We start from the raw sequence: 20,815 nt of genomic DNA, 5'->3' as shown, positions 1-20,815 counted from the left end.
GGAAGCGCCCGACAGTTAGGTTCAGAGATCGCGCGCGAGTGTCCGCAACTCGAATTTCTGGATCTTGCCCGTCGATGTTTTCGGAAGTTCTTGAAAGATGACTTTCTTGGGTGTTTTGAACCCCGCCAATTGTGACCGAGCGAAGGAGATCACCTCTTCTTCGGTGGTTTCGGCGCCTTCAAGAAGTTCGAGGAATGCGCAGGGCACTTCTCCCCATTTCTCATCCGGTTTTGCAACGACGGCAGCAAGGGATACAGCCGGGTGATGCATCAGGACACCTTCAACTTCGACGGAAGAGATGTTTTCGCCGCCGGAGATAATGATGTCCTTCGCGCGGTCAGTGATCTGCACATAAGTGTCGTCGTGTTGGACGGCGATGTCTCCGGAGTGGAAGTAGCCGCCTGCAAAGGCTTCTTCTGTGGCTGCGGGGTTTTTGAAATACCCCTTCATGACCGCATTGCCCTTGATCATGATTTCACCGAGACTTTCGCCGTCCATCTCGGTCTGGTTCATTTGCTCGTCCATCACGGTGACTTCGTCAATAAAGGGCATTTCGACCCCCTGACGGGCTTTTATTTCTGCGCGATGGTGTCCTTCCAACTCTCCCCAGCGTTCATGATCCCACAGGCACTCCGTGGCGGGGCCATAGACTTCGGTCAGGCCGTAGACCTGCGTTATGTGGAATCCCATCGGTTCGATCTTGGCAAGCGTAGCGGGCGCAGGGGGGGCGCCTGCGGTGAAAACCTCCACCGTGTGGTCGAAGGAGCGGCGTTCTCCGTCCGGTGAGTTGACCAGCATGTTGAGCACGATTGGGGCTCCGCCGAAATGCGTCACGCCTTCATCTGCGATGGCATCAAAGATGTTCTTGGCAGTGATGTCGCGACAGCAGACAAGTGTTCCACCAACCATCGGCATCATCCACGTGTGACACCATCCGTTGCAGTGAAAGAGGGGCACGATCGTCAGATAGACAGGGTGCAGAACCATGCGCCAGCTCAGGACCTGTCCCATGGCGTTCAGGTAGGCTCCTCGGTGGTGATAGACGACGCCCTTCGGTTTTCCGGTGGTGCCTGAAGTATAGTTCAGAGCAAGGCTCTCCCATTCGTCTTCCGGCATGATCCAGTCGAAAGAAAGGTCTGCTCCGGCGAGGACCTGTTCATACTCCGGATGACGCCCCGTCGCGTGATACCCCTGCTCTGGGGCGGCAACTTCTATGATTTTGGGGGGAGTGCCTTTCATTTCGGCGCAGGCGGATTCTGCGAGAGACAGGAACTCTGTGTCGACAAGCACGACTTTGGCTTCGCCGTGATCAAAAATGTAGGCCACAGTTGCAACATCAAGTCGGATGTTGATGGCGTTCAACACAGCACCACAGGCCGGAACGCCAAAGTGAGCTTCGGCGGCGGCAGGGATGTTTGGCAATATTGTTGCGACGACCTGGCCTGGTTTCACACCCATTTCCACAAGGGCGGAGGCCAGTTGTGTGCAGCGCGTGTGGTATTCCCCATAGGTTTTTCGGTGGCTACCGTGCACCACTGCAAGCTTCTCAGGGAAGATCTTGGCCGCGCGTTTCAGGGCCGACAAAGGTGTCAGTGGCACATAATTTGCTGCGCGCTTTTCCAGCCCGGTTTCATCGGACATCCAACCCATGGCCGCCTCCTCCCTGTTGATCATGGTCGGTGGATATTGCCCATAGAACGCCGCCTTGGGAAGTTGGTAATTCTACGCAGGGTTTTTGCGGGAATCGACGTAGGTCAGGGCGGCAGGGGAAAAGTAAGGATCTTGTCAGGATTGTCCCGAAAGGCTTTCGGTAAAGGGCGCAAATGCGGTGATAACAAGGTATGTTGATCTCGGATCATGGTTAATATGCATTAACCAAGTTGAGTGTTGAGCGTCCTGAAACAGTGCCGCAATTTTTCCCGATTTGTGGCCCAATCACTCCAAACATCTTAGCAGTATGTCCTCAAAGGCATGAAAACCATGCACCTGGGGAAGACGAAGATGGATACGAGCGAGAACTGGTGGAATGACTTAGAACCGCGCAAAGGCAAAATCGCGCCGGTCTATTCCGGGCCGGGTTTTGGGTTGTTTGCGGAAACGCCAGTGGCGACGCCAAACGGTTGGGTTGCGGTTGGCGATCTCGAACGGGGCGATGAGGTCCTGACGTTTGATGCCGGCTTTCAACCGCTGAGCGCGATGGTGCGCGAAGATAGGATACGGTCCGGGTCGCGTTGGCCGGAGGCCCTTCGGCCTGTGATGGTGCCGGCTGGTGCTCTGGAAAACCGCGAGGAAGTCCTGATGCTGCCACATCAGGGTATCCTGCTTGAGATCGAGGATGTCGCGGATCGGTTTGGTGATCCCTACGCCGTGATCCCCGCCGCTTCCTTGGACATCATCCCTGGCGTTGAGCGGGTATCGCCTCAGGCTGCGGCGGACATTGTCCTACCGGTGTTCGCCGATGATCAGATGGTGTTTTCTGCTGGTGGAATGCTGACATTCTGTCAGGCCCACTGGGGCACGCGCGCCGGCCTTATGCCGCGCTTTGGCGCCCCGTCGAACTACAACATGCTTCCTATCAACACCGCCAAGGCGTTGGTCGAGGTGCTCCTGACCGAGTTTGAAGGCGAAGCGATAGCCTGAGGCAATTTTAAGGTCAGAAGGGGAGCGCCCGCCGGGGGGATCGGCGGGCGCTTTTCTTTTGCGGCCTAAAAAAGAAACGCCCGGGAGTGGGGACTCCCGGGCGTTCGATTTTCAGGATGCCGGTTCTTATGCGGCTTTTTCTGCCTGCGGGCCGAAGCGGCCGTAGAAGGTCTGACCCTTCTCTGCCATTTCGCGCAGCAGCGGCGGGCAGGAGAAGCGCTCGCCGAATTTTGCTGTCAGTTCGTCGCAACGCTCGGCTGCCCAAGGGGCGCCAACGATGTCGAGCCAGCTGAACGGACCACCGGACCACGGCATGAAGCCCCAGCCGAGGATCGCACCAACGTCGCCTTCGCGGATGTCTTCCAGAACGCCTGCTTCCAGTGCACGGACGGCTTCGAGAACCTGAGCAAAGATCAGGCGGTGCTGCACTTCAGTCAGTTCGGGCTGGTCGTCCTTGAGGGCGAACTTTTCGTTGAAGCCTTCCCAGTAGCCCAGTCGCTTGCCTTTTTCATCGTAGTCAAAGAAGCCGGCCTTGGCTTTGCGACCAAGGCGGCCTTCGTCGACCATCCAGAAGGTCACGTCATCCGCGATGGATTTCGGATAGGCGTCGCCCATCGCTGCCATGGTGGCCTTGGCGATTTTCGCACCCAGATCCATGGAGGTTTCGTCCACCAGCTGGATCGGACCCACAGGGAAGCCCAGAAGCTGAGCGGCGTGGTCCAGAAGTGGCAGGCCAACGCCTTCGCCAGCCATCATCACGCCTTCGTTGATGTAAGGAATGATGCAGCGGTTTGCGTAGAAGAAGCGTTCGTCGTTCACCACAATAGGCGTCTTCTTGATCTGACGCACATAGTCCAGAGCCTTGGCGACAGCGCGTTCGCCGGTCTCGTTGCCTTTGATGATCTCCACAAGCGCCATCTTCTCAACAGGGGAGAAGAAGTGGATGCCGATGAACTGATCTTTACGCACCGAGGCTTCGGCCAGGCCGGTGATCGGCAGGGTCGACGTGTTGGAAGCAAAGATCGCGTCCGCCGGAATGATCGCCTCGACCTTCTTGGTCATTTCGGCTTTCACTGCGGTGTCTTCGAAAACGGCTTCGATGATCAGGTCAACGTCGGAAAGCGCCTGCAGATCGGTGGTCGCGTTGATACGACCCAGCATGGCTTCTTTCTTCTCGGCCGTCACCTTGCCGCGTTTCATGCCTTTGTCGAGGTAGGCCTCGGTGTAGGCTTTGCCGCGGTCGGCTGCTTCCTGCGTGGTGTCGATCAGAACAACTTCCATACCGGCTTGTGCCGAAACCAGTGCGATGCCTGCGCCCATCATACCTGCGCCGAGAACGCCGAGTTTCTTAACGGACTGATCCGGAACCGCAGGGCGGTTGGCGCCTTTTTCCAGCGCTTCCTTGTTGATGAACAGGGATTGGATCATCGCGGAGGAGGACGGGTTCATCAAAACGTTGGTGAACCAGCGCGCTTCGATCTTGAGAGCGGTGTCAAACGGAACCTGTGCGCCTTCGTAGCAAGCGGACAAAAGCGCCTTGGCGGCAGGGTACACACCCCATGTGTTGGCGTTGACCATGGCGGATGCGCCAACATAGGTCATGAAGCCCTGTGGGTGGTAGGGGTCGCCGCCCGGCATTTTGTAGCCTTTGGCGTCCCAAGGTTTCACGAGATCGGCGTCGGTTGCGTTCAGCACCCATTCGGTCGCAGCGGCAACAGGATCGTCGACCACTTCGTCGATGATACCGGCTGCTTTGGCTTTCTTGGGGTCAACCATCTTGCCTTGCAGCAGGAACTGGGATGCGGCCATGAAACCCATCATGCGGATAAAGCGGGTGGTGCCGCCCATGCCCGGGAAGATACCAACCATGATTTCCGGCAGGCCGATCTTGGACTTCGGGTTGTCGGCCGCGAAGATGCGGTGGGTCGCCAGCGGCAGTTCCAGACCAATACCGAGCGCTGTACCGGGAAGGGCAGACGCAATCGGCTTGCCACCCTTGTTGGTTTTCGGGTCCATACCTGCGCGTTCGATTTTGCGCAGGAAGGTGTGGCCGTTCATGGTGAAGTCGAACAGCGCCTTCGCAGGCTCAGCGCCCGCCTGTTCGCGGATGGTGCCCAGAACGTTCAGGTCCATGCCGCCAGCAAAAGTGTCTTTGCCGGAGGTGATTACGGCGCCTTTGATGTCGTCGTTGCCCAGAACCTCGTCGATCAGCGCTTCGAGTTCACCGAACGCTTCCTGACGCAGGACGTTCATCGACTTGTCAGCCACGTCCCAGGTGATGATGGCGACACCGTTGTCGCCGACTTTCATTGTGAAATCAGTCATGTCTCTTATCCTGTTAGTGGCGGATTACACGCGTTCAAGAATGGTGGCTGCGCCCATACCGGAGGCGATGCAAAGCGTTGCCAGACCGGTTTCCTTGTCCTGACGCTCCATCTCATCCAGCAGGGTGCCGATGATGATCGCGCCGGTTGCGCCGAGCGGGTGGCCCATCGCGATGGAGCCGCCGTTCACGTTGACGATGGACGGGTCCACGTCGAACGCTTGCTGGAAGCGCAGAACCACAGAAGCGAAGGCTTCGTTGACTTCGAACAGATCGATGTCTCCGATTTCCATGCCAGCGTCCTTGAGAATCTTCTGGGTCGCAGGCACCGGACCGGTCAGCATGATGGTCGGGTCGAGACCGATTTTGGCGGTCTGCTTGATCACTGCGCGTGGCTTGAGGCCGTATTCTTCACCGAACTCTTTATTGCCGATCAGCACACCGGCGGAGCCGTCCACGATACCGGAGGAGTTGCCGGCGTGGTGGATGTGGTTGATTTTCTCGAGGTGCGGGTACTTCATCAGCGCCAGTTTGTCGAAACCGGGCATGACCTCACCCTGTTCTTTAAACGCAGGCTTCAGGCCGCCGAGGGACTGCATGTCTGTGCCGGGGCGGATGTACTCGTCGTTGTCCAGAATGGTCAGACCATTGACGTCCTTCACGGCAACAATGGAGCCATCAAAACGCTTGTCTTCCCATGCGGCGACGGCGCGGCGCTGGGACTCGACAGCCAGTTCGTCCGCCTGATCGCGGGAGAAGCCGTATTCAGTGGCGATGATGTCCGCGGAAATACCCTGAGGTACAAAGTACATCTCCATGGCAACAGACGGGTCAACGGCGATGGCTGCGCCGTCAGAGCCCATAGGAACGCGGCTCATCGCTTCGACACCGCCAGCGATGTATGCTTTGCCCGCGCCGCCTTTGACCTGGTTGGCCGCCAGGTTCACAGCTTCCATGCCGGATGCGCAGAAACGGTTGATGGCGAGGCCGGGGATCATCTCGTCAAGGTCAGACGCCAGAACCGCGGTGCGCGCGAGGCAGCCGCCGTTTTCTTTGACTTGGGTCACGTTGCCCCAGATGACGTCTTCGACTGCATGGCCTTCGAGGTTGTTGCGCTCTTTCAGCGCGTTGAGAACCGTGGTGGACAGGTTCAGCGAGGACACTTCGTGCAGGCTGCCGTCCTTGCGGCCTTTGCCGCGCGGGGTGCGCACGGCGTCATAGATATAGGCTTCGGTCATTTTGGTCTCCTTGTCAGGGTCTTTCAGGCGCGGTCCGCGGGGGAACCGGGCATCAGGTCGTAGGGGTGCTTCCACCCCGGCGTTTCGGAAATATTGGTGAGCCAACGGTCGATGTTCGGCCAGTCAGCGCGATCAAAGCCAAAAGGCTCCGGATAGTAGAGATACGAACAGCAGGTGAGGTCGGCGTTGGTCAAGCTGTCGCCCACGATCCAGTCGCGGCCCTCAAGGTGCTTGTTCAGAATGTCATAGGCGCCTTTGAGACGGCCAAGGTTGAAGCCGATGACCTCTTTGGGCTGTTTGTCTTCAGGCAGGAAATTCATCAGGAAGCGCGTCATGCCCGCCACCGAGGAAAACTTGTGGTTATCCCAGAATTGCCACCGCAGAATTTCGCGGCGCTCGGCAGCGTCCTTGCCGCCAAACTTGCCGGTTTTCTCAGAGAGATAATCCTGAATTACAGAAGACTGGGTCAGCGTGACGTCGCCATCTATCAATACGGGCGCTTCACCCATCTCGTTCTTGGTGCCGCGATAATCTTCGCCGCGGGTCTCGCCGGCGAAGAAGTCGACCTTGACCGGCTCCCAGTCAAAGCCGCCAAGCTCAAGCGCGAGAGCGGCTTTGTAAGAGTGTCCAGATTCCCCGAAGCAATATAGTTTGATAGTCATGCCGTCCTCCCCTGTGGCATTTGGCCGGTGTGTCCGATCACCGTTTTCTCGCATCCAGCGTAGCGTTGAACTGGCGCAAACGATGCGCCAGCAAGTCTTCATCCGTCACCGCGTCGAAATTTTCAAAAAGAAAGGACAGTGCTTCGCCTTCGTCCAGACCAGCCTCCGCCGCAAAGCTCTTGAGCTTGCGATACCCATCCTCGGTCATTGAAACCGGGAAGCGGCGGGTCAGTCGAAAACGTTTGGGCATCAGTCCTCCCTGAGATACCGGACGTGGTAGAAAAGGGCGGGTTACCCCGCCCCAAACGCATCAGAAGTTTTCGGCTGCCAGCGCCATCACGGTGTCGCCACCGGATTGGATACGGGCCAGGTGCATGCCGGTCGCAGGCAGGCGGCGCGCCATGTAGTAACGGCCAGTTGCCAGCTTGGTCTCGTAGAACTCGGTGTCAGATGCGCCACCGGCCAGCGCCGCGTTTGCAGCTTTGGCCATCTGCGCCCACATAAGGCCGAGGCAGACGTGACCGAACAGGTGCATGAAGTCATTGGAGCCGGAGAGGGCGTCGTTCGGGTTCTTCATGCCAGTCTGCATGAAGTACATGCCCGCTGCCTGAAGATCCTTGGATGCTTTCTTAAGAGGCTCGATGAAGTCTTTGAGAGCTTCGTCTTCGCCGTTTTCCTTGCAGAAATTCTTGACCAGCTCAAAGAAGGCCATCACGTGTTTGCCGCCATCCGCGGCCAACTTGCGGCCGACGAGGTCAAGCGCCTGAACGCCGTTGGCGCCTTCGTAGATCATCGCGATGCGTGCATCGCGGGTGAACTGGCTCATGCCATGCTCTTCGATGTAGCCGTGGCCACCGTAGATCTGTTGGGCTTTGACGGTCATGTCATAGCCCTCGTCGGTCAGGAAGCCTTTGATGACGGGTGTCAGCAGCGACACAAGGCCGTCCGCGTCCTTGTCACCCTTGCGGTGGGCTTCGTCGATCATGGTCGCGCCCCAGAGAATGAAGGCGCGCGCGGCTTCTGCGAAGGACTTCTGGTCCATCAGCGAACGACGCACGTCAGGGTGCACAATCAAAGGATCTGCTGGACCGTCCGGATTTTTCACGCCGGTCACGTCGCGGCCCTGCAGGCGATCTTTGGCGTAGTCCACAGCATTTTGGTAGGCAACTTCTGCCGCAGCAAGACCCTGCATGCCAACGCCCAGGCGGGCTTCGTTCATCATAGTGAACATGGCGCGCATGCCTTTGTTCAGATCGCCGATCAGGTAGCCTTCGGCTTCGTCGTAGTTCAGCACGCAGGTGGAGTTGCCGTGGATGCCCATCTTTTTCTCGATGTTGCCCACGGACACACCGTTGCGGGCGCCGATGTTGCCTTCGTCGTCCACAAGGAACTTGGGCACGATGAACAAGGAAACACCTTTGATGCCTTCGGGGCCGCCTGGAACTTTCGCCAGTACGAGGTGGACAATGTTGTCCGCCATATCGTGATCACCAGCCGAGATGAAGATCTTCTGGCCGGAGATTTTGTAAGTGCCGTTGTCCTGAGGCTCAGCTTTGGTGCGCATCAGGCCCAGATCGGTGCCGCAGTGCGGTTCGGTCAGGTTCATGGTGCCGGTCCATTCGCAGGAGACCATCTTGGGCAGCCATTTGTTTTTCTGCTCCTCGGTACCGTGCGCAAGGATTGCAGCGGCCGCACCATGGGTCAGACCCTGATACATGGTGAACGCCTGGTTGGAGGAAGAGAACATCTCGCCGACAGCAGTGGACAGCACGTATGGCAGGTTCTGACCGCCGTATTCTTCGGGCATGTCCAGACCGGTCCAACCGCCTTCTTTGACTTGCTCGAAGGCTTCCTTGAAGCCGGTCGGCGTGTAAACGACGCCGTTTTCAAGGCGGCAGCCTTCGTGATCACCGACAACGTTCAAAGGCGCCAGAACTTCACCGGTCAGTTTGCCTGCCTCTTCGAGGACGGCATTTGTGAAGTCGGCTTCCATGTCGGCGTAGCCGGGGATGTCGGAATCGGCGACGTTCAGCATTTCATGCAGAACGAACTGAATGTCTTTTACCGGGGCGGTATAAGTCGGCATGTGTCTCTTCCCTTGGACTTACTGTGCAGCTTTTTGGTCGTTGTTGAAGTCGGCGATGATTTGCTCGCCCCACTTCAGTTGTTCACGCAGATCGTCGATGGCTTCGTTCAGCTCATCGCGCTGCTCTTCCATGTCTTTCAGGCGCTGGCGGGCCACGTCGTAGGTCCGCTGAAGTTGGGTCGCCTGTTGGTCGCCCATGTCGTACAGATCGAGCAGCTGACGGATTTCTTCGAGCGAAAAGCCGAACCGCTTTCCCCGCAGGATCAGTTTCAGTCGGGCGCGATCCCGTTTCGTGAACAGGCGCTTCTGGCCCTCGCGGATAGGGAACAACAGTTCCTTGGATTCGTAGAAACGCAGGGTGCGCGGCGTTACATCATAGGCGTCGCACATCTCGCGGATCGTCATAAGGTCTTCGCTCATCGGTCCTCCTTGGCTCTCTTCTATTGTGAACAGATGGGGTGACTGCCGAAGGGTTACAGTACTGCTTTACGTTAACGTAAGAGAGACGTTGCGTCACAAAAATCGTGACGTAGGATCCTTTGACGTTAGGTCTTTTTTCGTAAAATTTGCATGACGTTGGGTCCAAGTTTGTCGGCTTTGTGGGTGGCGGTGAAACAAACGTCGGCCGCAGGAAATGGTTGACTGTGCACCTAAGTATTTGCGATTCTGGAAAAAACGACCGCAGTAATATCGCGGCAAGGCAGGCAAGGGCTGATCTGGAGGCGAATAGGATTTCAGCAGGCCCGTCAGAGAGAGCAGAGAATGGGCAAATCCCCCAAGACGTCCCCCTATGAGGACGTGCCAAAACGAGGTTATTGGCGCAGCGGCGTCGCACAGCAGGACCCGCTGGCTATTGACGGCATCTATCGGCGCAAGTTCCGCATTTCGCGTCGGGACGCAATTGCGACGGCAGGCAGTTGTTTTGCCCAGCACATCGCACGACATCTGAAAGCGCGTAAGTTCAATGTCTTGCAATACGAGCCTGCGCCGCGAGGTATGAGTGCGGAGCTGTCCAAGAAATACGGTTTTGGCATTTACACGTGCCGCTATGGGAACATTTATACGGCGGCCCAGATGTTGCAGCTTGCGCGTGAGGCATTTGGGCTGTCTGTGCCGGAAGACAGAGTTTGGGAGCGGGATGGGCGCTATTTTGATGCGCAGCGACCCAATGTTGAACCCGATGGGTTTGAAACGCCAGAGCAGGTGCTGCGAGCGAGAGAGGGGCACCTTGGATTTGTTCGACAGATGCTGCTGGACATGGATGTTTTTGTCTTCACTTTTGGACTGACGGAAACCTGGGTACACAAGGACAGCGGGACTGTTTTTCCGACTGCGCCTGGCACGATTGCAGGGACTTTTGATCCTGACATTTATGAATTCCAGAACCACCGCCATAGCCGGGTGCTTGGAGACTTCGTGAAACTGAAAAGGCTTTTGCGACGGGAGCGTGATCGTCCCTTCAAGACGATCGTCACGGTATCGCCGGTTCCGTTGACAGCCACGGCCTCCGGCCAACATGTGCTTGCGGCTTCAACCTATTCGAAGTCCGTGCTGCGCGGCGTTGCGGGGGAGTTGTTCGATACATACCGTGATGTGGACTATTTCCCTTCCTACGAGTTGATCACTGCGCCTGCGACCCGCGGAATGCTCTTTGAGCCAAATCTGCGCAGTGTGACCGAGACAGGAGTGAATACTGCAATGGGGGCGTTTCTGGCGCAGCACGATCCAAGCGGCAACTCTCCAAAAGAACCCAAGAAGCCGGCACAGTTGCCACAATCGGAAGACGCCGATGTCGTCTGCGAGGAAATTCTTCTGGAGGCGTTTCAAAAATGAGCCGGCGGATTTGTGTGATGGGCAACTCGCATGTGGCCGCGCTCAAGGGGGGCTGGGAAGACGGCGCGGCGCCGCGGAAAGACATTCTACCAACCTTCTTTGGTGCTCTTTCCGACGGTATGGGCACCCTTGATTTTGTGGACGGAGAAGTGATTCCGCGCGAGCGAAAGGCCGCTGAGTTCTTCAAAAGGATTTCCGGCACCGGCGGCGGTGTTCGGGCCGAAGACTACGACGCGTTTGTCCTTGTCGGGATGGGGCTTTTCCCGACGCCTGTATTCACGAATTATGCAAGGTTCGCCACACCGAGTACACAGCACGTTGCAGAGCATTTCGTTAGCGATGCGGTTATCGCGGACACGCTTTGGGAGAGCATCGACGGGTCGATGATGATGCATTGCGCAAGGGTGTTGCGGCGCGCGACGGACAAGCCGATTCATCTGGCATGGCAAGCATTCTGCTCGGAAAGCCTTTTTGACATAGATTGGCGCGCTGCGCAGATGCAGCCAATCCTCGACAACGGCGACCAGCCTTTTGTGAACATGATGATGGACGGGGTCGCAGACAAATTGCGCGATGCGGGGTTTGGCGTTCTGGAGCAACCGGAAGAAACCAAGCGCGATGGCGTTATGACCAAAGCGGAATTCTCGCGAGGTTCGGTGTTATTTAGGGCCGTTGAAAAGAACGCGAAAGAGCACCGCGAAAACGACGTATTCCACATGAACAGCCTATATGGGCGCACGTGCTGGAACCGTTGGGAGATTTGAGGCCCAAAAAGCGCCCCAAGGTCCGATTATTTTTCTTTTGACAGGAAGCCTGCGGTCTCGTCCCGAAGTTCCTTGAGCTCGCGCATGGCTTCGTCGAGTTGCTCGCGCTGTTCCAGCAGCTCCGCATATTGCCGGTCCGCCATGTCCACAAAGGCCTGCATCTGGGCAGCGGTGCCCTCGTGTTCATAAATCAGCAGCCACTGGCGGATGTCTTCGAGTTTGATACCGAACCGACGTCCTCGCATGATCAGGGTCATGCGGGCGACTTCCTTTGGGCCGAAATAGCGGCTTCGGCCTTCGCGTTCGGGCTGCAGAAGCTCGATGTATTCATAGTAACGCAGCGTCCGAGGCGTCACGTCGAATCGGGCGCACATTTCCTTGAAAGACAGGCGATTTTCGCTCATTTGGCAGGTCTCCTTGCCGCGGAACTTAGTTATCTTGCCTCGGTAGGGCAACCGCCCCCCTTGCTCCTGCGCCAAAATGTCGATCTTAATTGGCGCAAACAACCCCGAGGTTCAAAATGCAGGGCGACAAGTCAAAATTTGCCGAACAGTTCATAAACCTGATCCCGCATTGTCAGGCGCTGGGCATGAAGTTAACGGCGATTGGCGACGGTATGGCCGAAATGGAGTTGCCTTACAGCGAGCAAATAGTGGGCGATCCGGAAACTGGTGTTTTGCATGGAGGAGCGGTGTCGGCGCTAATGGATACCTGTTGCGGGGCGGCTGCAATGAGCCATCCGTCTTCGCCGTCCGGAACGGCGACCATCGACCTTCGAATCGATTATATGAGAGCGGCGACGCCCGGGCAGGCAATACGGACAAAAGCAGAGTGCTATCACATCACCAGATCGGTGGCCTTTGTTCGCGCCACGGCAGTTGATGATGATGCCGAAAGGCCGGTGGCGACCGCGACCGGTGCTTTCACTGTGGAGAGAAAATAATGCCACGTTCCCGACCCGAACCTGTTCAGGTGGTCAAGCAACGCCGTGATGCTGCGCTTTCAGCCTTGGTGCATGGCGTGCCGTATATTCAATTCTTGGGAATCGAGTTCGACCGGCGGGGGGACGAACTGACTGCCGTTTTGCCTTATGACGACAAACTGATCGGCAATCCGCTTTTGCCTGCCATTCACGGTGGGGTTACGGCCGGATTCCTTGAGACAACTGCTGTGATCGGGCTGGCTTGGGCCAGTCTTTGGGATGACATCGAGGCCGGCAGGTTCGATATGGAGGAACTGACCCGCGGACATCTGCCGCGGTTGCCAAAAACCATTGATTTTACGTTGGATTATCTGCGTTCGGGCCTTCCTCGAGACGCCTACGCCCGGGCACGTGTGACGCGTTCCGGCCGGCGTTATGCATCAGTCCAAGTCGAAGCTTGGCAGGACCAGCGCCACCAACCTTTTGCGCAGGCCACCGGACATTTCCTGATGCCAGCGCGCGATGAGTGAAACGGTGAGCGGCGTCGGGGAGATCACCCATCGCCGCATTTTGCGCACGGCGCTACCCATTGTCTTGAGCAACGCTACAGTGCCGATTTTGGGGGCTGTGGACACAGGCGTCGTTGGTCAAATGGGCGAAGCCGCTCCGATCGGCGCTGTCGGTATTGGCGCGATAATCCTCAGCGCGATTTACTGGGTCTTCGGCTTTTTGCGGATGGGCACGACCGGGCTGACGGCAAAGGCGCAGGGAGCTGGGCGTCAAGGAGAAGTCGCAGCCATGCTGACCCGCGCAGTTATGATCGGCGTAGGCGGCGGATTCTTGGTGATGGCGCTTCAGGTTTGGCTGTTTCGAGGGGCATTCTATGTGTCGCCTGCGTCTCCGGAAGTTGAGGCGCTTGCGCGGGACTATCTGTCAATTCGGATTTGGTCTGCTCCAGCGGCGATAGCTATATACGGCCTCACCGGCTGGCTGATCGCGTTGGAGCGGGGCAAGGCGGTTCTGATCATTCAAGTGTGGATGAATGGGCTCAATATACTGCTCGATATCTGGTTTGTTCTTGGGCTCGGATGGGGCGTTGGTGGGGTCGCGATTGCGACCGTGATTGCCGAAGTTTCAGGCTTTGCGCTCGCACTTTGGATGTGTCGCGATGCCTTTAAACGCGCTGCGTGGCGGGACTGGACGCGGGTCTTTGACAGAGCGGCACTGCTGGAAATGGCGGCGGTCAATCGCGATATTTTATTGCGATCATTGATGCTTCAGGCGATTTTTGTGAGTTTCTTGTTTCTTGGGGCCGATTTTGGGGACGTAACGCTCGCGGCCAATCAAGTATTGCTGCAATTTCTGTCAATTACGGCCTACGCGCTGGATGGATTTGCGTTTTCCGTCGAGGCACTTGTCGGGCAGGCTTTTGGCGCGAAGGACCGCGCCGGGCTGCGAAAGGCGTCAATCATGTCGAGCCTCTGGGGAGGATTGTGCGTGATCGTTTTGGCCGCCGTTTTCGCCTTGTTCGGTGGCGCGATTATCGACGTTATGACGACGGCGGAAGATGTCCGCTCGGAGGCGCGTGTTTATTTGATTTGGATGGTTCTTGCACCGTTGCTCGGCGTGGCCGCGTGGATGCTGGACGGCATTTTTATAGGAGCCACGCAGGGCCGCGAGATGCGGAACATGATGTTCATTTCAGCCTTAATCTATGTGGCCGCGGTGCTCGCTCTTGTTCCGGCGTTTGGCAATCATGGGCTTTGGGGGGCGATGCTGATCAGCTTTGTGGCGCGAGGCGTCACGCTTGGGGTGCGCTATCCGCGACTGGAGAGGCTCGCCGAGATCAATTCTTGAGACGATATCCTGTTTTGATCATCGCCCAAGCGATCAGGACGACGATGACGGTTGTGCCGCTCACCACTGCGAGCCCAAGTTCAGGGGCGCTGTCTGAGGTACCGATCACACCAAAACGTGCGCCGTCGATCAGGTAGAATACCGGATTAAAATGGGTGAAGGTGTTCAGTCCGGTCGGCAAGGCTTCGACAGAGTAAAAGGTGCCGGAGAGGAAAGCCAAAGGCGTCACGATGAAGTTAGTGATGGCTGCCATCTGATCGAATTTGTTGGCGAAAATACCAGCAACCATGCCGATTGCGCCCAGCAGGGCGCCGCCAAACACAACAAAAGTCAAAGCCCAGAGCGGATGAACCGGAAAGATACCCAAGAAGATTGCGAGAGCGACAAGAATGGCGAGGGCGACGACAACGCCGCGGGCAACCGCGCCTGCGAGATAGCCAAGGACAAGTTCCAGCGGAGACAAAGGCGGCATAAGAGTGTCCACGATGTTGCCTTGGACTTTGGAAATCACAATTGAAGAAGACGTGTTGGCAAAGGCATTCTGGATGACGGTCATCATCATGATCCCCGGCGCCAGAAAGGTGATGAACGGGACGCCCATAACGTCGCCTCTGCTTGGGCCGATTGCGATGGAAAAGATCAAAAGAAAGAGACCGGCGGTCACGAGCGGGGCCAGAAGGGTCTGTGTCCAGACAGTTGCAAAACGCAAGATTTCGCGAAGTGCGAGGGTTTTGAGGCCAAGCCAATTCACCCGACCAAAGCGTCGCACGCCCATTTCTACGTTTTCCATGCTCTTTTCCTCGCGTTCAGAGTGCCGCTGGCTGATTCTCTGCCTTGTAACTCGGGCTGGGGTGATTAGAATAGGCCCCTGACCAAGAAATGCGGGGCGGTCCTTTTTGGGGGCCGCTTTTTAGCTGAGGAAATATGGCATGTCGTGGACCGACGATCGCGTTGAACTGTTGAAGAAGATGTGGGGCGAGGGCCAATCGGCCAGCCAGATCGCCAAGGAACTGGGTGGGGTGACCCGCAACGCTGTGATCGGCAAGGTGCACCGTCTTGGCCTTTCCAATCGCTCGCCAGGTGGCGGTGCAAAGGCCGAAGCAAAACCGAAGGCTGCTGCGAAACCCAAGGCAGCAGCCAAACCAAAGGCCGCGCCCAAGCCGAAGGCCGAAGCCAAACCGGCTCCGAAACCCGAGCCCAAGACAGAACCGGCCGTTGCAGCAAAACCGGCGCAGCCATTGCGCAAGGCGATTATTCCTGCAGGTCAACCGCTGCCACCGCAGCCGTCTGCGAACGAGATCAGCCCGGAAGCTCTGGCAAAGGTGAACGAAGTCGAGAAATCGGCAAAGAAACTCACGTTGATGGAGCTCACCGAACGGACTTGTAAATGGCCCGTCGGAGACCCGGCAACCGAAGACTTCTGGTTCTGCGGTCTGCCTGTTCAGGCAGGTAAACCTTATTGCGAAGCCCATGTCGGCGTGGCGTTCCAGCCGATGAGCGCGCGTCGAGATCGTAAGCGGTAAGCAGCCAACCAAAACGATTTTCAAAGCCTCAAGGAGTTGATCCTTGGGGCTTTTTTTGTGTTAGCTAAACATCAGCGAAAGGGAGCGGACGGCTTGGGCACTGGCTTTACGGTATATGAAGCGACAACGCTGCTGGTGATCAGTTTTGCCCATATAGGCGCCATGCATGTTTATCGGAGGCAGCCGGACCTTTCCCGGTGGCTGCTGGATTTTTCGTCCGGTCTGGGGATTGGCTACGCGTTCCTATATCTGCTGCCGAAAATCGGGACCATGACGATCGCGCTCCAGACGAGCCTTCCTGCCAACAACGTTTTGATGCAGTACCAGCTCTACTTTTATTTGCTTGGCGGATTTCTGGTCTACTACCTCGTCGATTTCAAAAGGCACGAGGCGCGTCCGAGCCACATCGGGGAAGCCTTGAACCTGGCATCGTTCATGGCCTACAGCGCTTTGATTGGCGCTACGGTGGTTCACCTCAATTCGGATATTCGTGGCGTTTACCTCACCTCTGCCGTGGTTTTCACCCTGCACCTTTTTGGTGTGAACAACTTTTTGTTCAGAATGTATCCGGAGGACTTCGGTCGATGGATGCGGTGGGCGTTTGTGGTGGCATTGATGGCGGGGGGGTATGCCGGAACGCAGGTTGAAAAATATAATCCATATCAATCGGTTGCGACCGCTGTGGTCGGCGGGGTCATCATCATTCTGTCGGTTCGGCTCAAACTTCCTGCACGGGCGAGAGTCAATACAAAGGCGTTTTTGCTGGGTGTGGCCACCGCAGTGTTCGCGGTGGTCGTTTATGTCCGAACGGATACGTATTAGACAGCTTCAAATTGCGCTCTGATCTTTTCAGCGCGATCAAAAAAGGCGTTTCTGATTTCAGCTGCATAGGGGTTTGCGACTTCAATAGCATGCAGAACCGTGGGTGGATCGTTTTTGACCATGCCAACAGCTTCGCGCAAAAGATCGAAGCTTACGGTGGTCATTTGGTCGGGCAGGGGGCCAAGATCGTTCAGTACTTTGGCAATCAGATGCGTGAGGCCCTGAACCATTGCCGCTTCCCGATCGTGAGCCTCGGCGGTTGTTTCGATGACTTCCAGTCCGAGAGATCGCAGGAAGCGCCTTGTCACTCTTTGCCGGTTTCCGCGCTCTCGACATATCGCGATTTTACGATCAGCAATGCCACTTTTTGCTGATTGGGGACCAAACAGGGGATGTGTTCCGAGGATATTCGCGTGTCGCGGCAGATGTTTTGCCATATGGCCCATAGGGGCCGTCTTGACGCTTCCGACATCCACCACCAAAGCGCCAACACGAATATGCGGGGCAATTTGCTGGCAAACATGGGCTATGCGGGCGACCGGTACGGCCAGAACAACAATGTCCGCCCGCGCGGTTTCCTCGGCGTCCCGCATTGCAAATGCGCGACCATCTTCCAGCACCGCTCCAACGTAGGCCGGATCGCAAACCGTTATTTCAAAATGATCGGCGAGTTCACGGGCGACGAGTTTGCCAAAGGCCCCAAAGCCGAAAAGGCCAAGGGTCAATGGGCGGTTAGTTTCGATAGTGTGTCCCATAAGGCGGTTCCTAAATAAGGCCGCGCCAACGGGAGTTTGAAAACCTATGGTGCCTCTGATGCTACCCCCGCGCCGCGGCGAGAGTGCATGATGATAGCCCCGCCACTTATGTGGTCAGGGAATAATAGACGAAGAAAGTGAGGTCAGGCTTGGTCATGCACGCTTGGTCGCACGATTTCGTCGGGCAGGTCAAGACGGGATCATTCAGGCAATGGATCGCGCATGTCCACCCAGCGGACATAGAGAGCGGCGAGGAGCGATAACAAAACGCTGGCAAGGACCAGCAACATCAAGGTCAATGCGCCTGTTTCCGGGGTCAGGACGGCGCCTGTTAGCGATGTGAGCGCTGCACCGCCGGCAACGGCCATCGCACCAGACAGGCCAGCCGCGCTGCCAGACAGTTGAGGGCGCACGGACATGATGCCGCTGTTGGCGGAAGGGATGGTCAACCCGTTTCCCATTCCGACAAGCGTGATCGCGCCAAAATAGGTGATTGGATGCAGCACACCGGCTGCCATCAGCAATAGTCCCAATGTAGGCCCGCATGCAGCCACAACCCGGCCCGAGATGACCATTGTCGTCAATGGGAAACGATTGGCAAAGCGCCCCGACAGGAAACTGCCCACCGCAAATCCACAGGTTATGATGCCGACTCCCGCGCCGATGGCTGCAGGAGAAAGCCCAAATACGGCACCGCCAACCAAAGCTGCGCCGGTTATGTAGACATAGAAGGCACCAAGGGAAAATGTGAGACAAAATGCGTAACCCCAAAACCGCCGTGACCTTAACAATTCGGGGTAAGTTTTGAATTGCGCTCTGATCGTGGCGCTTGGGGTTTCGTTGGTTTCCCCCATGTCGGCCCAGGCGAGCCACCACAAAAGAAAGCCGGCGGCGACGAAGAAGACAAAAGTGGCTCGCCATCCAAAAAGCTGGTCGAGAATTCCGCCGAACAAGGGCCCTGTCATTGGCGCGACAGCCATGGCCATCGAGATGTAGCCCAAAAGGCTGGCTGCCTTCTGAGGGCTGTGCTGATCTCGCACCGCAGCACGGGACAGCGTCATACCTGCGATCAAAGCGCCTTGCAGGAGGCGAAACGCAAGGAAAACCCAAATGTCCGTTGCCAAAAGACAGCCGATGGAGGCGAAACTGAAGATGCCAAGCCCGGCCAGCATGACTGGACGGCGGCCAAAACGGTCTGACAGCGGGCCCATGATAATCTGCAATACAGCAGTTATGGCGAGGTAGCCGGCAATTGACAGGTTCGCCATCGCGTAATCGACTTGAAAGTCTTTGGCGATGTTTTCCAGGCTCGGCAAAAACATGTTCAAAGACAGAACGGAGAAGGCCGTCAATAGAACAAGAGTGGTCAGGCTAGGTGGGGAGGTAGCAGCGCGAAACATGCCTTCTGGTTAGTCGCCGCCGAGCAGTTTTAGAAGGCCCTTCGTCGCCTCGTCCTCGAGTTTCTTTTTGAGAGCATCTTCCGCAGACTGGCCTTCTTCGATGGTCACGCCCAACTCTTTGGCAGCAGCCTCCTTGGCTTTCTGCTCAAGTTCCTCTTTTTCTTTTGCGAAGTTTTGTTTGATGACCTTGTCCAACTCCGGGGCGATTGACGGGTTGTCCCAACTGCCTTCGATTTTCACCGGTACAACCAGCAGCGGGGCGTCGTCGCCACGGATCTGGGGGGAAACGACATAGTCGATCGTGCGCAGGCCAAGGCCAATTGTGCCTGCGCCCGTTGCTGCGAGGCGTGGCAGCTCCATTCGCAGATCATCATTGCGTAATACGCCATTGAGCGTTGTCCAGGTCGCCGTCAGCTTGTCAAACACCGTTGTGCCTCCGGTTACGTCGCCACGCAGAAGCTCGTCCAGGTCGATGCCCTCGATAGTGCCGCGCCCGACAGAAACGGAGCCTTCCCCGTCAAGCGAGTTCATAATTGCAAACACTGAGTTGCCGGAGCCGAGCACAGAAGTTTTGAGGTTTGCCTTACCAGTAAAGTTCTTGATGTCTGCTGTAGCTGTTAGAAACGGCTGAAGCGAGATTTGGTTCACGTCGAGGTCGGCGCGAACCGAAAGGCCGTTGCGATTGTTGGCGACAAATATGCCCGTGACGAGACCATCATATGCTTGCAGTTCGCGCAGCGTCGCGACCGCACGGGCGTTGTCTATGGCGATGGTTGCGCGCGTTCGGCCAACGGCAATGTCCCCCATGTCGATTTTTTCGGAGGCAAAACTGATCGTGCCGTCAATCAGCCCAAGCGCGCTGGCATCGATGGGGGTCTTGGACCAGCCGGTGGAAGGGGCCTTTCCGGCAGGGGCCGGGGACGATGCTCCGCCCGGACCCGATGCCGACCCCGAGATGAGCGGCTTGAGATCGAGCGTTTGCGTGGCAATCTGTGCGTTCACGACGGGTTTGGCCCCGTTCAAGTTTACGTCTGCTTGAGCTGAGATCACGTTGCCGAAAGCTGATATGGCACCCTGACGCAAGCTCAGCTGCAAGTCGCGTGTCAGTGTCACATCTCCGGCAATAGAAAGTGGGCCAGGGATCCCGCCGGGCATTCCCAATGCATTGAGGAAGGCGTCGGCGTTTGGCAAATCCACGGCGATTTTTCCAGCCGCTTCGGGGGCGATGCCCGCGCGACCGTCGAAAGTGACCAGACCTTTCGCAGCTGTGATGTCGGCTGTCAGGTCACTGATATTTCCCGCAAGAAAAGCATCCATATGCGTGATCGTTGCGGAGATGTTGACTGGTGCGTTGGCTGGTTGCGCCTTGAGATCGAGTTTTGCGGGCAACGTCCGATCTGCCCAAGAAAGTTCGGCGTCGAGGTTTGATATCTCAACCGGCGTTTGTCCTGCCGCCCAAAATCGGAGCCGAGCATTCTTGATCACCATGCTTTCCAGGGCGAAGCCGCCGACTGCGGATGCGTCTGACTGAGGCGCTGCCACCGGAGCCTTGTCTGTCGAAGAAGTCAGAAGGGACCAGTTAGCCTCTCCGCCGGCGGTCTGTTCAAGAAGAATATCAGGTCCAATCAACTCGATTTTCTTGATGCGTATATCCCCTGAAAGGGCTGACATTACATCAACTCCGATGGTTGCGCTTGCTGCTGAAAACATTGGGCCGTTTGTCGACCATGGTGCGTTGGATAAAGTCACCTTGCCAGTGGAAACGCCGATCGTCGGAAACCAGCTTATACCCACGTCACCTTCGAACTTTAGGGCGCGACCCGTCTTGGATTTCACCTGTTCTGACGCAATGGCGGCGATTTTTTCGCCAGGTAGGAAGACGACCAATGCCCCTAGCCCCAAAACGACAAGTGCCATCAGGGCAAAAAGAAAACGGACGACGCGCATGGTGCACCTCTTTGCTGCTCAACGGCAGCCTAGCGGTTTCATC

General features: G+C 57.0%; 20 protein-coding genes. 8 read left to right on the top strand and 12 right to left on the bottom strand.

Going from position 1 to position 20,815, the window contains the following annotated elements:
• Positions 1 to 21: 21 nt before the first annotated feature.
• Positions 22 to 1,650 (bottom strand): AMP-binding protein, encoded by a 1,629-nt coding sequence (locus BXY66_RS11255; RefSeq protein WP_132860196.1) that lies wholly within the window; start codon positions 1,648 to 1,650, stop codon positions 22 to 24.
• 351 nt (positions 1,651 to 2,001) lie between these two features.
• Here BXY66_RS11255 and BXY66_RS11250 point away from each other — a divergent pair, with 351 nt between their 5' ends.
• Positions 2,002 to 2,640 (top strand): Hint domain-containing protein, encoded by a 639-nt coding sequence (locus BXY66_RS11250; RefSeq protein ID WP_165929155.1) that lies wholly within the window; start codon positions 2,002 to 2,004, stop codon positions 2,638 to 2,640.
• A 126-nt stretch (positions 2,641 to 2,766) separates the two neighbouring features.
• Here the strand turns inward: BXY66_RS11250 and BXY66_RS11245 are convergent, their stop codons facing one another.
• The 6 genes from BXY66_RS11245 to BXY66_RS11220 are packed head-to-tail and all read right to left on the bottom strand — an operon-like array spanning position 2,767 to position 9,369.
• Positions 2,767 to 4,965 (bottom strand): 3-hydroxyacyl-CoA dehydrogenase NAD-binding domain-containing protein, encoded by a 2,199-nt coding sequence (locus BXY66_RS11245; protein WP_132860194.1) that lies wholly within the window; start codon positions 4,963 to 4,965, stop codon positions 2,767 to 2,769.
• Positions 4,966 to 4,989: 24 nt separating this feature from the next.
• Positions 4,990 to 6,201: an acetyl-CoA C-acetyltransferase gene (locus BXY66_RS11240; protein WP_132860193.1), complete on the bottom strand. Its 1,212-nt coding sequence runs from the start codon at positions 6,199 to 6,201 to the stop codon at positions 4,990 to 4,992.
• A 23-nt stretch (positions 6,202 to 6,224) separates the two neighbouring features.
• Entirely contained in the window at positions 6,225 to 6,863 is a 639-nt protein-coding gene (locus BXY66_RS11235; RefSeq protein WP_132860192.1) for a glutathione S-transferase family protein, read from the bottom strand.
• A gap of 37 nt (positions 6,864 to 6,900) precedes the next feature.
• On the bottom strand, positions 6,901 to 7,113 hold the full coding sequence (locus BXY66_RS11230; RefSeq protein WP_132860191.1) for a hypothetical protein: 213 nt from the start codon (positions 7,111 to 7,113) through the stop codon (positions 6,901 to 6,903).
• A gap of 60 nt (positions 7,114 to 7,173) precedes the next feature.
• Positions 7,174 to 8,949 (bottom strand): acyl-CoA dehydrogenase C-terminal domain-containing protein, encoded by a 1,776-nt coding sequence (locus BXY66_RS11225; RefSeq protein WP_132860190.1) that lies wholly within the window; start codon positions 8,947 to 8,949, stop codon positions 7,174 to 7,176.
• Positions 8,950 to 8,967: 18 nt separating this feature from the next.
• Positions 8,968 to 9,369, bottom strand: coding sequence for a MerR family transcriptional regulator (locus BXY66_RS11220; protein WP_132860189.1), 402 nt, complete (start codon positions 9,367 to 9,369; stop codon positions 8,968 to 8,970).
• A 342-nt stretch (positions 9,370 to 9,711) separates the two neighbouring features.
• On the opposite strand from BXY66_RS11220, the gene BXY66_RS11215 reads away from it, so the two are divergent.
• A complete protein-coding gene (locus BXY66_RS11215; protein ID WP_132860188.1) occupies positions 9,712 to 10,782 on the top strand; it encodes a GSCFA domain-containing protein in 1,071 nt (356 codons plus the stop codon).
• A complete protein-coding gene (locus tag BXY66_RS11210) occupies positions 10,779 to 11,546 on the top strand; it encodes a hypothetical protein (RefSeq protein WP_132860187.1) in 768 nt (255 codons plus the stop codon). The genes BXY66_RS11215 and BXY66_RS11210 overlap by 4 nt, the downstream gene beginning before the upstream one ends.
• 26 nt (positions 11,547 to 11,572) lie before the next feature.
• On the opposite strand, the gene BXY66_RS11205 is transcribed toward BXY66_RS11210, so the two are convergent.
• On the bottom strand, positions 11,573 to 11,950 hold the full coding sequence (locus BXY66_RS11205) for a MerR family transcriptional regulator (RefSeq protein WP_132860186.1): 378 nt from the start codon (positions 11,948 to 11,950) through the stop codon (positions 11,573 to 11,575).
• Positions 11,951 to 12,066: 116 nt separating this feature from the next.
• Between BXY66_RS11205 and BXY66_RS11200 the strand changes: the two genes are divergently transcribed.
• The 3 genes from BXY66_RS11200 to BXY66_RS11190 are packed head-to-tail and all read left to right on the top strand — an operon-like array spanning position 12,067 to position 14,325.
• Complete coding sequence (locus tag BXY66_RS11200) at positions 12,067 to 12,489, top strand: PaaI family thioesterase (protein WP_132860185.1); 423 nt, start codon at positions 12,067 to 12,069, stop codon at positions 12,487 to 12,489.
• Positions 12,489 to 12,998 (top strand): PaaI family thioesterase, encoded by a 510-nt coding sequence (locus BXY66_RS11195; RefSeq protein WP_132860184.1) that lies wholly within the window; start codon positions 12,489 to 12,491, stop codon positions 12,996 to 12,998. Before BXY66_RS11200 ends, BXY66_RS11195 begins: the two co-directional genes overlap by 1 nt.
• Complete coding sequence (locus tag BXY66_RS11190; RefSeq protein ID WP_132860183.1) at positions 12,991 to 14,325, top strand: MATE family efflux transporter; 1,335 nt, start codon at positions 12,991 to 12,993, stop codon at positions 14,323 to 14,325. Before BXY66_RS11195 ends, BXY66_RS11190 begins: the two co-directional genes overlap by 8 nt.
• Here BXY66_RS11190 and BXY66_RS11185 read toward each other — a convergent pair.
• On the bottom strand, positions 14,315 to 15,115 hold the full coding sequence (locus BXY66_RS11185; protein WP_132860182.1) for an ABC transporter permease: 801 nt from the start codon (positions 15,113 to 15,115) through the stop codon (positions 14,315 to 14,317). The genes BXY66_RS11190 and BXY66_RS11185 overlap by 11 nt on opposite strands.
• A 139-nt stretch (positions 15,116 to 15,254) precedes the next feature.
• On the opposite strand from BXY66_RS11185, the gene BXY66_RS11180 reads away from it, so the two are divergent.
• Together BXY66_RS11180 and BXY66_RS11175 are read left to right on the top strand one after the other, a co-directional pair.
• Positions 15,255 to 15,848, top strand: a complete 594-nt coding sequence (locus BXY66_RS11180) for a GcrA family cell cycle regulator (protein WP_132860181.1) — start codon at positions 15,255 to 15,257, stop codon at positions 15,846 to 15,848.
• Positions 15,849 to 15,941: 93 nt separating this feature from the next.
• Positions 15,942 to 16,670 (top strand): hypothetical protein, encoded by a 729-nt coding sequence (locus BXY66_RS11175; RefSeq protein ID WP_132860180.1) that lies wholly within the window; start codon positions 15,942 to 15,944, stop codon positions 16,668 to 16,670.
• Here BXY66_RS11175 and BXY66_RS11170 read toward each other — a convergent pair.
• The 3 genes from BXY66_RS11170 to BXY66_RS11160 form a co-directional block, all read right to left on the bottom strand.
• Positions 16,667 to 17,425, bottom strand: coding sequence for a prephenate dehydrogenase (locus BXY66_RS11170; protein WP_132860179.1), 759 nt, complete (start codon positions 17,423 to 17,425; stop codon positions 16,667 to 16,669). The two genes, BXY66_RS11175 and BXY66_RS11170, sit on opposite strands and share 4 nt — an antisense overlap.
• A gap of 200 nt (positions 17,426 to 17,625) precedes the next feature.
• On the bottom strand, positions 17,626 to 18,825 hold the full coding sequence (locus BXY66_RS11165; RefSeq protein ID WP_132860178.1) for a multidrug effflux MFS transporter: 1,200 nt from the start codon (positions 18,823 to 18,825) through the stop codon (positions 17,626 to 17,628).
• Positions 18,826 to 18,834: 9 nt separating this feature from the next.
• Entirely contained in the window at positions 18,835 to 20,772 is a 1,938-nt protein-coding gene (locus BXY66_RS11160) for an AsmA family protein (protein WP_132860177.1), read from the bottom strand.
• Positions 20,773 to 20,815: the final 43 nt, after the last annotated feature.

This window comes from Shimia isoporae, from assembly GCF_004346865.1.
In the GTDB taxonomy this organism is placed as follows: domain Bacteria; phylum Pseudomonadota; class Alphaproteobacteria; order Rhodobacterales; family Rhodobacteraceae; genus Shimia; species Shimia isoporae.
This window is presented reverse-complemented; position numbering and strand designations above follow the sequence as displayed.

Bases quoted from the DNA above. Each gene is read 5' to 3' on its own strand.
- BXY66_RS11180 (WP_132860181.1), top strand. From the start codon at position 15,255: ATGTCGTGGACCGACGATCGCGTTGAACTGTTGAAGAAGATGTGGGGC.
- BXY66_RS11190 (WP_132860183.1), top strand. From the start codon at position 12,991: ATGAGTGAAACGGTGAGCGGCGTCGGGGAGATCACCCATCGCCGCATT.
- BXY66_RS11205 (WP_132860186.1), bottom strand. From the start codon at position 11,950: ATGAGCGAAAATCGCCTGTCTTTCAAGGAAATGTGCGCCCGATTCGAC.
- BXY66_RS11235 (WP_132860192.1), bottom strand. From the start codon at position 6,863: ATGACTATCAAACTATATTGCTTCGGGGAATCTGGACACTCTTACAAA.
- BXY66_RS11210 (WP_132860187.1), top strand. From the start codon at position 10,779: ATGAGCCGGCGGATTTGTGTGATGGGCAACTCGCATGTGGCCGCGCTC.
- BXY66_RS11255 (WP_132860196.1), bottom strand. From the start codon at position 1,650: ATGGGTTGGATGTCCGATGAAACCGGGCTGGAAAAGCGCGCAGCAAAT.
- BXY66_RS11245 (WP_132860194.1), bottom strand. From the start codon at position 4,965: ATGACTGATTTCACAATGAAAGTCGGCGACAACGGTGTCGCCATCATC.
- BXY66_RS11230 (WP_132860191.1), bottom strand. From the start codon at position 7,113: ATGCCCAAACGTTTTCGACTGACCCGCCGCTTCCCGGTTTCAATGACC.
- BXY66_RS11185 (WP_132860182.1), bottom strand. From the start codon at position 15,115: ATGGAAAACGTAGAAATGGGCGTGCGACGCTTTGGTCGGGTGAATTGG.
- BXY66_RS11225 (WP_132860190.1), bottom strand. From the start codon at position 8,949: ATGCCGACTTATACCGCCCCGGTAAAAGACATTCAGTTCGTTCTGCAT.
- BXY66_RS11250 (WP_165929155.1), top strand. From the start codon at position 2,002: ATGGATACGAGCGAGAACTGGTGGAATGACTTAGAACCGCGCAAAGGC.
- BXY66_RS11195 (WP_132860184.1), top strand. From the start codon at position 12,489: ATGCCACGTTCCCGACCCGAACCTGTTCAGGTGGTCAAGCAACGCCGT.
- BXY66_RS11165 (WP_132860178.1), bottom strand. From the start codon at position 18,825: ATGTTTCGCGCTGCTACCTCCCCACCTAGCCTGACCACTCTTGTTCTA.
- BXY66_RS11220 (WP_132860189.1), bottom strand. From the start codon at position 9,369: ATGAGCGAAGACCTTATGACGATCCGCGAGATGTGCGACGCCTATGAT.
- BXY66_RS11160 (WP_132860177.1), bottom strand. From the start codon at position 20,772: ATGCGCGTCGTCCGTTTTCTTTTTGCCCTGATGGCACTTGTCGTTTTG.
- BXY66_RS11200 (WP_132860185.1), top strand. From the start codon at position 12,067: ATGCAGGGCGACAAGTCAAAATTTGCCGAACAGTTCATAAACCTGATC.
- BXY66_RS11170 (WP_132860179.1), bottom strand. From the start codon at position 17,425: ATGGGACACACTATCGAAACTAACCGCCCATTGACCCTTGGCCTTTTC.
- BXY66_RS11240 (WP_132860193.1), bottom strand. From the start codon at position 6,201: ATGACCGAAGCCTATATCTATGACGCCGTGCGCACCCCGCGCGGCAAA.
- BXY66_RS11215 (WP_132860188.1), top strand. From the start codon at position 9,712: ATGGGCAAATCCCCCAAGACGTCCCCCTATGAGGACGTGCCAAAACGA.